The 11,305-nt window shown below is 65.8% G+C and carries 11 protein-coding genes and 1 pseudogene; 6 read left to right on the forward strand and 6 right to left on the reverse strand.

The genetic code is table 11. The features are described 5' to 3' along the window. The 5 genes and pseudogenes from EN738_RS21975 to EN738_RS21995 all read right to left on the reverse strand — a co-directional run. Nucleotides 1-459: SDR family NAD(P)-dependent oxidoreductase (locus EN738_RS21975; RefSeq protein ID WP_127285550.1), on the reverse strand; the 459-nt coding region annotated here is incomplete at its 3' end. A 10-nt stretch (nucleotides 460-469) separates the two neighbouring features. After that, nucleotides 470-1,017 (reverse strand): annotated as a pseudogene (locus tag EN738_RS21980) (ABC transporter permease subunit). After that, nucleotides 1,017-1,880: an ABC transporter permease gene (locus EN738_RS21985; protein ID WP_127285551.1), complete on the reverse strand. Its 864-nt coding sequence runs from the start codon at nucleotides 1,878-1,880 to the stop codon at nucleotides 1,017-1,019. The pseudogene EN738_RS21980 and the gene EN738_RS21985 overlap by 1 nt, the downstream one beginning before the upstream one ends. Nucleotides 1,881-1,957: 77 nt before the next feature. After that, entirely contained in the window at nucleotides 1,958-3,121 is a 1,164-nt protein-coding gene (locus tag EN738_RS21990; protein WP_127285552.1) for a spermidine/putrescine ABC transporter substrate-binding protein, read from the reverse strand. Continuing rightward, entirely contained in the window at nucleotides 3,102-4,238 is a 1,137-nt protein-coding gene (locus tag EN738_RS21995) for an ABC transporter ATP-binding protein (protein WP_127285553.1), read from the reverse strand. The genes EN738_RS21990 and EN738_RS21995 overlap by 20 nt, the downstream gene beginning before the upstream one ends. Nucleotides 4,239-4,348: 110 nt before the next feature. On the opposite strand from EN738_RS21995, the gene EN738_RS22000 reads away from it, so the two are divergent. After that, nucleotides 4,349-5,161, forward strand: coding sequence for a LuxR C-terminal-related transcriptional regulator (locus EN738_RS22000; RefSeq protein ID WP_127285554.1), 813 nt, complete (start codon nucleotides 4,349-4,351; stop codon nucleotides 5,159-5,161). Here the strand turns inward: EN738_RS22000 and EN738_RS22005 are convergent. After that, the gene (locus EN738_RS22005) at nucleotides 5,139-5,822 is read right to left on the reverse strand and encodes a GntR family transcriptional regulator (RefSeq protein WP_127285555.1); all 684 of its coding nucleotides are present in this window, start codon (nucleotides 5,820-5,822) and stop codon (nucleotides 5,139-5,141) included. The two genes, EN738_RS22000 and EN738_RS22005, sit on opposite strands and share 23 nt — an antisense overlap. Before the next feature lie 306 nt (nucleotides 5,823-6,128). Here EN738_RS22005 and EN738_RS22010 point away from each other — a divergent pair, with 306 nt between their 5' ends. The 5 genes from EN738_RS22010 to EN738_RS22030 all read left to right on the forward strand — a co-directional run. After that, nucleotides 6,129-7,256 carry a BMP family ABC transporter substrate-binding protein gene (locus EN738_RS22010; RefSeq protein WP_127285556.1) on the forward strand — a complete coding sequence of 376 codons (1,128 nt, stop codon included), beginning with the start codon at nucleotides 6,129-6,131 and terminating at the stop codon, nucleotides 7,254-7,256. A gap of 77 nt (nucleotides 7,257-7,333) precedes the next feature. Continuing rightward, entirely contained in the window at nucleotides 7,334-8,458 is a 1,125-nt protein-coding gene (locus tag EN738_RS22015; protein ID WP_127285557.1) for an ABC transporter permease, read from the forward strand. Continuing rightward, nucleotides 8,458-9,384, forward strand: coding sequence for an ABC transporter permease (locus EN738_RS22020; RefSeq protein WP_127285558.1), 927 nt, complete (start codon nucleotides 8,458-8,460; stop codon nucleotides 9,382-9,384). The genes EN738_RS22015 and EN738_RS22020 overlap by 1 nt, the downstream gene beginning before the upstream one ends. Nucleotides 9,385-9,424: 40 nt before the next feature. Then, nucleotides 9,425-10,126: an isochorismatase family cysteine hydrolase gene (locus tag EN738_RS22025; protein ID WP_127285559.1), complete on the forward strand. Its 702-nt coding sequence runs from the start codon at nucleotides 9,425-9,427 to the stop codon at nucleotides 10,124-10,126. A 10-nt stretch (nucleotides 10,127-10,136) separates the two neighbouring features. Next, nucleotides 10,137-11,305: ATP-binding cassette domain-containing protein (locus EN738_RS22030; RefSeq protein ID WP_127285560.1), on the forward strand; the 1,169-nt coding region annotated here is incomplete at its 3' end.

Raw genomic sequence — 11,305 nt, forward strand, 5'->3', positions numbered from 1 at the left:
GGCGATCATCTCGCGGTCGTAGAAGACCCCTGAATTCGAGGCGGTGTTGAGGATGACGCCGCCGCCCTGCGCGATCATCGTCGGCATGACCGTCTTGGCCGCGAGGAACTGCGCCCGCACATTGATGCGCCACGAGGCATCCATGCCGTCGACACCGACTTCGATGAGCGAGCCGCCGACCTGGATGCCGGCATGGCTGTGCAGGATGTCGATCCGGCCATGCCTGCCGAGCGTGCCGGAGATGAGCGCCTCGACCGCGGCATCGTCGCCGACATCGGTCGCGACCGCTTCGGCCCGGCCGCCGGCTTGGCGGATGTCGGAGGCGACGGCCTCGCCGGCGCCCCGATCGCGGTCGGCGATCACCACTGTCGCCCCTTCCCTGCCCATGATCGTGGCGCCGGCGCGCCCGATGCCGGACCCGGCTCCGGTCACGACGGCGATGCGGTCTTTCAGGATCATGATCGGTCTTTCACTGTTTTCTTCGGCGCAGCTGCCACTGGGCAAGCACCACGAGCAGGACCGATGCGACGAGCACGATGGTCGCGACGGCGTTGATTTCCGGCGTCACGCCGCGGCGGATCGAGGCGAAGACATAGATCGGCAGCGTCGTCTGCGCGCCGGCGACGAAGAAGGCGATGATGAAGTCGTCGAACGAGAAGGTGAAGGCGAGCAGGAAGCCGGCGATCACCGCAGGCATGATCTGCGGCAGCACGATCGAGCGGAACGTCGTCAGCGGCGTGGCGTAGAGATCGCTCGACGCCTCGACCAGGTTGCGGTCGAGACTGCCAAGGCGCGTGCCGACGATCATCGCCACAAGCGCCATCGAGAACAGGCCATGCGCGGCGATGATCGAGCCGTAACCGAGCGCCAGGCGCGGCGGCTGGTCGCGCTCGTGCAGCTGTTCGGCGTCGTCAATCCGTTCCTCGCCGAGTTGTGGCCGGCGTTGAAGGAGAACAGCACCACCAGCGCGATTGGCAGGTAGAGGAAGGCAAAGACGGCAACGACGAAGGCGCGCATCAGATCAGGTCCACCCGGCGCGCGCCCGACAGCCGGGCCGAGATGCGGTTGGCGGCAATCAGCACCACCACCGAGACCAGCACCAGCGTGATGGCGATGGCCGAACCGAACGGCCAGTTGCGCGACTGCAGGAACAGGTCGACCAGCGCGTTGCCGATGAAGAACACCTTGCCGCCGCCGAGCAGAGTGGGGATCAGATATTCGCCGAGCAGGAGGATCATCACCAGCGAGAAGCCGGTCATCACGCCCGGCAGCGACAGCCGGAGTGTGACACCGAGGAAGGTCGACAGCGGCGTCGCGCCGAGATCGGCGGAGGCTTCCAGCAGCCTGCGGTCGAGCCGCTCCAGGCTGACATAGATCGGCAGGATCATCAGCGGCAGATAGCCGTAGACGATGCCGAGCAGCACCGCGCCCGGCGTGTTGATCAGCCGGACATCCTCGATGCCGACATAGGCGAGCAGGGCCGGAATGCCGCGTCCGCCCAGCACATACATCCAGGCATAGGTGCGCATCAAAAGGCTGGTCCAGAACGGGATGACGACGAGCGCCAGCAGGATCAGCCGCCAGCGCTCCGGCGCGCGCAGCGCCAGATAGTAGGCCACCGGATAGGCGACGAGCAGGCAGGCGAAGGCGCCGACCGGCGCCAGAACCATCGTGTTCCAGAACGCGGTCGCCCGCGCCGGCAGGTTGGCGTATTGCGCAAGCGTGAAAGCTGCTTGGTAGCCTCCCTCGGGCGCCCGCTCGCCGACGCTGAAGATGGCGATGGCGACGAACGGCAGGACCAGGAATACCACCAGCCACAGCGTCGCCGGCGCCAGCAGCAGCGCGGTCACGAGGTTTTTGCGAAGGAGGGTGCCGCGCATCGAAAAAGCCGCTTCGGTGCCGGCGGACAATTGCCCGCCGGTCGCGTTGCCTGGATCGGGTTTGTGGCCGGTTCCGCTCAAGCCGACTTGAAGCGCGCCATCAGCTCGGCGCGCCCCGGATCGGTGAGCGTCGCGGCGGCGCCGAACTCCAGCGGCTTCAACAGCTCCGCCGCCGGGTAGAGGATGGGATTGTCCATCACCTCCTTCGGCAACAGCGCGTTGACGCGCGCATCGATCGAGGGCGCGCCATTGGCCAAGTGCTCCTTCACCGCAACCTTCGGGTTCATCAGGTAGTTGAGCAGCGCGTAGCCGGCCGGCTTGTTCGGCGCGTCCTTCGGGATGGCGTAGAAGTCGGTCCAGATCTCGCCGCCTTCCTTGCCGAGCACATAGGCAATTTCCGGGATGTCGCGATGGAGCTGCGCCCCGTCATTGGTCCAGCACATCGTCATCCAGGCATCGCCGGCGCGCATCGACGGCTGATAGTCGCTCGACACCGCGAACAGATGCGGCTTGACCTTGAGCAGCAGTTCCTCGGCCTTGGCGAGCTCGTCCGGCTTCAGCGAGTTGAACGAGTAGCCGTAATATTTCAGCGCATTGCCGATCGTGGTGAGCTGATAGTCATGCACCATGGTACGGCCGTCGCCTTCCGCCATGGCGGTATCCCAGAACTCCTTCCAGCTCGTCATCGGCTTGGTCAGCTTCTTGGTGTTGATCGCGATGCCGGTCGTGCCCCAGTTCTTCGGCACGGCGTAGATCGTCCCGTCGATCGTGCCTTCCGAGGTAAAGCGCGGATCCTCCTGCGAACCGTCGAAATTGCCGAGCTTGGGCATGTCGAGCGCTTCGATGATGTCGAGCTTCTTGTAGGTCGAGATCGTGTAGTTGGTCGGCACGAACAGGCTCCAGCCCGAGCCTCCGGCCTGCAGCTTGGCCAGCATCTCCTCGTTCGAGCCGAAGACGTTGACCTCGACGGCAACGCCGGTCTCGGCCTTGAAACTCTCGAACGTCGCCGGGTCGTGATAGTTCGGCCAGGTGGCGATCGACATGCGGTCGCCGAGGTTTTCGGCGGCGTAGGCCGGCGTCGGCATGATGCCGAGCTCGCGCGCCATCACCGCGGTGGCGACGCCAAGGCCGGTGAGGCCGAGGAATTCGCGCCGGCCGATCGAGCCGCGCTTCAGGCGCATCAGTTGGTCGACGAATTTCTCGGGGCTTATCGGCAGTCCGTCACGATAGGATTTCGACATGGTGGTTTTCCCTCTGGTTGGTCCCGTTGTTCTTGGGTTGCGGAAACGCCAGCGGCGCCCCGGCGGCAAAGCCGATGGCGACGGGTTCGCCCGGCTTGAAGAGATTGTCGCGGCCGATCTGGTGATCGGCCTTGGCGAGCAGTGATCCGATGCCCACGACCTCGATCGCATATTCGGCGGTCGAGCCCAGGAAGATGCGGTTGCGCACGATGCCCTTCAGGCTGCCGTCTCCGGCCGCGCCGAGGCTGAGCGTCTCGGGCCGCAGCGACACCGACACCGCCTCGCCCCGGCTGAGCGGCGCCCGCTTGCGCGCCGCGATCACCGTGCCATCGGCGAGTGCGACATCGACGAGATCGCCCGACAGACCCGCCACCGTGCCGCTCAACAGATTGGTCTTGCCGACGAAATCGGCGACGAACAGGTCGGCCGGCTCATCGTAGATCTCGTTCGGCTGTCCGAGCTGGACGATGCGCCCGCCATTCATGACGCAGACGAGGTCGCTCATCGACAGCGCTTCCTCCTGGTCGTGCGTGACCAGAACGAAAGTGATGCCGATCTCGCGCTGCAGGTTCTGCAGCTCGATCTGCATGTCGGTGCGCAGCTTCTTGTCGAGCGCGGCCAGCGGCTCGTCGAGCAACAGCACCGCCGGCTTGTTGACCAATGCACGTGCCAGCGCCACGCGCTGCTGCTGGCCGCCGGAAAGCTCGTGGATCTTGCGGCGGCCATAGCCGGCGAGCCGCACCATGGCGAGCGCCTCGCCCGCCCTCTGGCTGATCTCGCGCGATGACAGCCTGGGCCTCGCCTGGCGCAGTCCGTAGGCGATGTTGTCCTCGACATCGAGATGCGGGAACAGCGCGTATTGCTGGAAGACCATGTTGACCGGGCGCCGGTAGGGCGGCGTGCCGGCCATGTCGCGGCCGCGGATCAGCACCTGGCCTTCGCTCGGCTGCTCGAAGCCGCCGATCATGCGCAGGCAAGTCGTCTTGCCGCATCCGGACGGCCCGAGCAAGGCGACAAAGGCCGATGGCGGGACGGCAAGGTCGATGCCGCCGACCGCCGTGACCGCGCCATAGCGCTTGGTGACCGCGCGAAACTCGATATCGGGCACTGCAGTCAAAGGCGGGCTCCAAGGCGAGTTGATTTCGAAACGCTACCAGAGCCAATGCCGGCTAGTATATACCTCGCAGGTGGTATATTTGATCTATTTTATCGTTTAGAGGGGTATGAATGGCCGTTTCCCGCAGCGATGACTACAACGGGCTCGGCACCGTCATCGCCGCGACGCGCGAGGCCGGCGGCGATCATTTCGGCCGCGCCATGGTCGGCTGGCTGCGCGGCCATGTCGGCTTCGATCACTGTGTCGTCTTCGGCTATCGCGGGGCTGCCCGCCCGCCGCTGCTCTTCGAGACCTTCTCACCGGCCGAGAGCCACGTCTTCGTCGCGCTCTATCAGGAGGGCCCCTATCTGCTCGACCCGTTCCATCACGCGGCGGTCGAGCGCAAGGAAGGCTTCTGGCGCATGCGAGAGCTGGCGCCGGACCGCTTCTATGCCAGCGAATATTACCGCTCGTACTACAGCCAGACCAAGCTCGCCGAGGAGGTCGGCTTCTTCGTTCCATTGCCGGGCAAGGACGCGCTGGTGCTGTCGCTGATGCGGCTGCGCGCCTCGGGTCCGTTCGGCACCGCCGACGCCAGGCTGCTGCGCGACATGGCGCCGGCGGTGATCAGCCTGGTCAGGCTGCGCTGGCCAGGCCTGCCGGCCGACGAGCCGGCGACGACACCGCGCGGCGAGGCGGCGGCTGTTCCCAGCGAGTTCGACCGCGCGCATATCTGGAAGAGCCTGTCGCTCACCTCACGCGAAAAGCAGGTGGTCGACCTCGTGCTTCAGGGCCACTCGACGGAATCGATCGCGCGGGCGCTCAGGATCGTGCCGGGAACCGTCAAGGTCCACCGCCGCAACATCTACCGCAAGCTCAAGATCAAGTCGCAGGCCGGCCTCTTCGCGCGCTTCGTCGAGATCATTGACGCGCAGATCGGCTGAGCACGGAGGTCACCGGCTCTACGGCCGCGAACACCGCGCTCGCCTCGCTGACGATCGAGACATGATCCCTGGCCGCCTTGCCCGCCGCCGCCCCGTCGCCGCGCATGATCGCGGTGACGATCAGATCGTGTTCCTGCCAGGATTTGGCCAACCGGCCGGGCAGCATGAACTGCGCGCGGCGGAACGGCGCCAGCCGGCTGCGGGTCGTCACCGTCAGATCCTGGATATGCGCGTTGTGGGCGCCGCGATAAAGCCGGCTGTGGAACTCGGTGTTGAAGTATTCGTAATCCTCTTCCGCGCCGAGCTGCACCAGGCGCGCCGACGCCTGGTGCTCCATCTCGAGCGCCCGGCGCTCGCCGCCAGTCATGCGCTCGGCCGAGAAGCGCGCGCAGATCGCCTCCAGTTCGGCCATGCTCTCGAACATCGAGGCGAGATGTTCCTGCGTCACCACAGCGACGATGGCGCCGCGGTTGGGCCGCCTCTCGACAAGCCCCATGGCGCTCAGATGGCCGAGCGCCTCGCGGACGGGCGTGCGGGAGACCTCGAATCGGGCGGCGAGCGAGACCTCGTCGAGCCTCTCGCCGGGGCGCAGATAGCCGGTGACGATGCGGTCGGCGATCGCCCTCACCATCTGATCCACGGTCGTGCCCGACCTGACCAAGCTGCGCTTTCCCGGCACGTCTCCTCCGTCCAGTCTATGCAGGCAACCCGCAGGTTGGACGGCCGGCGGGTGAATTTCGACTCAAGGCTTCACCTTGTATGCCTAGATTTTGAACTTGATGTCAAATTGATCATTTATCGGGCAAAAAGTGCATGCACTTGCCGCGCCTTTATGCAGTGCGTCTAAAGCCGTGCATTGATTTTATTGCAAAAAACCAAGCTTTGAAACTGGCACGGTGATTGCATGCACTTTTCCAGAAGACATCAACCGACCCGGAGATGGGGTCCAAAAAGGGGAGCATTCGATATGACCGAGAGATTCATGCTTAGCCGCCGCGATCTGCTCAGGACCTCTGCCGCCGGAGCGGCGCTCGGTCTGGCCTCGGCGGCCTTTCCAATCCGCAGGGCGTTCGCCGCCTCGGCGACTGTCGGTTTCATCTATGTCGGCCCCAAGGACGACTACGGCTACAACCAGGCGCATGCCGAAGGCGCCGCCACGCTGAAGAGCATCGAGGGCATTTCCGTTGTCGAGGAGGAGAACGTTCCCGAGACGGTCGACGTCCAGAAGACCATGGAATCGATGATCAACCTCGACGGCGCCTCGCTGATCTTCCCGACCTCCTTCGGCTATTTCGATCCGCATATGCTCGCCATGTGCGCGAAGTTCCCCGACGTGCAGTTCCGCCATTGCGGCGGCATGTGGAACAAGGACAAGCACCCGATGAACGCCGGTTCCTATTTCGGCTATATCGGTATGGGCCAGTACCTCAACGGCGTCGTCGCCGGTCACACCTCCAAGTCGAAGAAGCTCGGCTTCGTCGCCGCCAAGCCGATCCCGCAGGTCCTCCTCAACATCAATTCCTTCCTGCTCGGCGCCCGCTCGGTCGATCCGACGATCACCTGCCAGGTGATCTTCACCGGCGAATGGTCGCTGGCGGTCAAGGAGGCCGAGGCCACCAACGCGCTGGTCGACCAGGGCGCCGACGTCATCACCTGCCATGTCGACAGTCCCAAGGTGGTGGTCGAGACGGCCGCCGGCCGCGGCGCCTTCGTCTGCGGCTATCACGCCAACCAGAGCCCGCTTGCGCCGGAGAAATACCTGACCGGAGCGGAGTGGAACTGGGCCAAGGTCTACAAGATGTTCGTCGACGACCTCATCGCCGGCACCCCGCTGCCCAATTTCACCCGCGGCGGCCTGGCCGACGGCTTCGTCAAGATGAGCCCGCTCGGCCCAGCCGTCAGCGAAGCGGCCCGCAAGCAGTTCGACGGCACGCTGGCCGAAATGATGAAGGGCGGCTTCTCCGTCATCAAGGGTCCGCTGAAGAGCAACAAGGGCGTCGTCGTCGCCACCGAAGGCCAGGCTTTCGTCGAGACCGCCATCGAGCTCGAAAGCATGGACTATCTCGTCGAGGGCGTCGTCGGCTCGACCGCCTGAGCCGGCGGCGTGTCGCCCAAAAGTGCGCAGCGGTTTTGGGCGACACGCATGGAACAACGACGAGTGGAGACGGGACGATGACGGACACCGTGAGCAGCGCCGGCGTGCCGGCCCTTCTCGGCGCCAGGGGATATCGGGCGGCGCTCGAATGGATTGCCAGGCGGGCGGAGGCCTTCGTCATCCCGCTGGCGGCGCTGGTCGTCGGCATGGTGCTGTTCAGCCTGTTTGTCGCGCTGGTCGGCAAGTCGCCGCTCCAGCTCTACGAGACGATGTGGCGAGGCGGCTTCGGCTCCTGGTTCTCGATCCAGAACTCGCTGTCGCGCGGCGCGCCGCTCTTGCTCGCGGCGCTCTGCGTGGCGCTGCCGGCGCGCCTCGGGCTGGTCGTCATCGGCGGCGAGGGCGCGATCGTGCTCGGCGGCGTCGCGGCCGCCGCCATCGGCGTGGCGCTGAACGGCGCGCCGTCTTTTCTCGTCATCCTCCTCATGGGCGTGGGGGGTGTGGTCGCCGGCGGCATCTGGATTGGTGCCGTCGGCGCGCTTCGCCATTACCGCGCCGTCAACGAGACCATCTCCAGCCTGCTGATGGCCTATATTGCCATCGCCCTGATGAACCACCTGGTGGAAGGACCGCTGCGCGATCCGGCCTCGCTCAACAAGCCGTCGACCCAGCCGCTCGCCGACATCTACCGCATCGGCAACATTCCGGGCATGGAGGTGCATTGGGGGCTCGGCGTCGGCATCCTCGCCTGCGTGCTCTCCTGGCTGCTGATCGAGAAGACCCGCTGGGGCTTTGCCGCCCGCATCGCCGGCGGCAATGTCAGGGCAGCGCAGGTGCAGGGGCTTGCGGTCGGGCCGCTGATCGTCGGCTTCACCGCGCTTGCCGGCGGCTTCGCCGGCCTTGCCGGCATGCTGGAGGTCGCAGCCGTGCAAGGCAGCGCGAATGGCTCGCTTGCCGCCGGCTACGGCTACACCGGCATCCTCGTCGCCTTCCTTGCCCGCCACAATCCGCTCGCCATCATCCCGGTCGCCATCCTGCTTGGCGGCATCGACGCCTCCGGCGGCCTGATCCAGCGCCGCATGGACCTGCCCGACGCGACCGTGCTGGTGCTGCAGGGCATGCTCTTCATCGTCATCCTGTTCAGCGAGACCTTCTACGGCCGCTTCAAGCTCTTCAACCCCGACCTGTGGCAGAGGAGCACCTGATGGAGACGACCGACATCGGGCTGTGGGGCGTGCCGCTCGCCATGCTGGGCGGCGCCATCCGCGTGTCCACGCCCTTCATCTTCGTCTCACTGGGCGAAGCCATCACCGAGCGTTCCGGCCGCATCAATCTCGGCCTCGAAGGCACGCTGGTGTTCGGCGCCATGAGCGCCTACGCAGTGGCGGTAATGACTGGCTCGCCCTGGCTCGGCCTTTTGGCCGCCGCCTTCGCCGGCCTCTGCTTCGGCCTCTTCCACGGCTGGATCTGCAAATTCCCTAAGGTCAACGACATCGCCATCGGCATCGCCCTGATGCTGTTCGGCTCCGGGCTAGCCTTCTTCTTCGGCAAGCCTTTCATCCAGCCCTCGGCGCCCGACCTGCCGGCGATCCCGTTCGGCGCCTGGTCGAGCATTCCGCAGGTGCAGGCGGCGCTCAACGTCAACATGCTGTTCCTGATCGGCGCGGCGCTTGCCGTCTTCCTCTGGTGGGCCTTCCGCAACACCCGTGTAGGCCTGATCGTGCGTGTCGTCGGCGACAGCGCCGATGCCGCGCGCGCCATGGGCCTCAACCCGAACACGGTGCGCCTGCTGGCCACCGGCGCCGGCGGCGCGCTGGCCGGCATCGGCGGCGCCTATCTGTCGCTCTACTATCCCGGCAGCTGGACCGAGCGCATCTCGTCGGGCCAGGGGCTGATGGCGGTGGCGCTGGTCATCTTCGCGCGCTGGAACCCGCTCGGCTGCTTTGCCGCCGCGCTGCTGTTCGGCGGCGCCGGCGCCCTCGGGCCGGCGCTGCAGTCGGTGGGCGTCACGCAAGGCTACTACCTGTTCTACGCCGCGCCCTACATCCTCACCCTTGTCATCATGATCGCCACCTCGTCGCCGAGCCGCACACTCGCCGGCGCGCCCGGCGAACTGTCGATCACCAAGTGACCGCATCCCAGGAACCGCTCGCGAGACCGGAGTTTTTGCCATGAACGCCAGAGCCGAGATCACCCAGCGCTACATCGACGCCGATCCCTATCCCTGGCCCTACAATGGCGACCTGAGGCCGGACAACACGGCGTTGATCATCATCGACATGCAGACCGATTTCTGCGGGCCGGGCGGCTATGTCGACCACATGGGCTATGACCTGTCGCTGGTCAGGGCGCCGATCGAGCCGATCAAGGCGGTGCTCTCGGCGATGCGGGCCAAGGGCTACACCATCATCCACACGCGCGAGGGCCATCGTCCGGACCTCGCCGACCTGCCCGCCAACAAGCGCTGGCGCTCGCGCCGCATCAATGCCGGCATCGGCGACCCCGGTCCTTGCGGGCGCATCCTGGTGCGCGGCGAGCCGGGCTGGGACATCATCCCCGACCTCTATCCGGCCGAGGGCGAGCCGATCATCGACAAGCCGGGCAAGGGCTCGTTCTGCGCAACCGATCTCGAGCTGATCCTCAACCAGCGCGGCATCGCCAACATCGTGCTTACCGGCATCACCACCGACGTCTGCGTTCACACCACCATGCGCGAGGCCAACGATCGCGGCTTCGAATGCGTGATGCTGGAGGATTGCTGCGGAGCCACCGACCACGGCAACCATCTGGCGGCGATCAAGATGATCAAGATGCAGGGCGGCGTGTTCGGCGCGGTGTCGAATTCCGCCGCGCTCGTCGCCCAGCTGCCGTGAGGAACCGGCGATGAGCGGAACTCACAGAAAGGCGATCGGCGTCGAGACCATCGGCATGACCATGCGTTTCGGCGCCTTCACTGCACTCGACGACGTCTCGATCAAGGTGCCGGCAGGTTCCTTCCATGCTCTGCTCGGCGAGAACGGCGCCGGCAAGTCGACGCTGGTCAAATGCATGATGGGTTTCTACCGCCCGACGTCGGGCGACATGCTGGTCGACGGCCGGGAGGTCGCGATCGCCAGCCCCAGGGATGCTTCGGCGCTGGGCCTCGGCATGGTCTACCAGCATTTCACGCTGGTGCCTTCGCTGACCGGCGCCGAGAACCTGGTCATCTCGCGAGAAAAGGTGCCCGGCGTCATTGACTGGCGCAAGGAGCGCGGCGCGCTCGCCGCCTTCATGGAGCGCATGCCGTTCAAACTGCCGCTCGACGTCAAGGTGGCCGAGCTTGCCGCCGGCGAGAAACAGAAGCTGGAGATCATCAAGCAGCTTTACCTCGGCCGCAATTTCCTGGTGCTGGACGAGCCGACATCCGTGCTCACCCCGGGCGAGGCGCAGGAAGTGCTTGGCCTGGTGCGCGGCATGACGAAGGCCGGCGATCTCACCGTGCTGATGATCTCCCACAAATTCCACGAGGTCACTGCATTCGCCGACGACATCACAGTGCTGCGCAAGGGCAGGCTCACCGGGACCGGCAAAGTGTCAGACCTTTCCCACAGGGAGATGGCGGCGATGATGATCGGCGACCAGCCGATCGCTGCACTCGACAGCCGTCTCGAGCCCAGGGCGGACGCCGAGATTGTGCTCAAGGTGAAAGCGCTGAAAGCACCGGACCGCACCGGTCTCAAATCGATCGACATCGCCGACCTCGGCGTGCGCTCCGGCGAGATCGTCGGCATCGCCGGCATCTCCGGCAACGGCCAGAAGGAGTTCCTGGAGGTGCTGGCGGGCCAGCGTGCCCGCGACCAGGGCGAAGTCATGGTTCGAGGAACGGCCTATGCGGCGACGCGCGCCGAGGCGCGCGCGCTCAATGTGCGCCTGATCCCGGAGGAACCGCTGAAGAATGCCTGCGCGCCAAGGATGACGGTCGCCGAGAACATCGCCTTCCGCACCTTCGACGTCGACGGCAGCGGCAGGCCGGTGAGCTGGATCAGCGCTGGCGCCATCAAATCCTTCAGCGC

Origin of the sequence: Mesorhizobium sp. M4B.F.Ca.ET.017.02.2.1 (assembly GCF_003998955.1) — a bacterium.
Lineage (GTDB): Bacteria > Pseudomonadota > Alphaproteobacteria > Rhizobiales > Rhizobiaceae > Mesorhizobium > Mesorhizobium abyssinicae.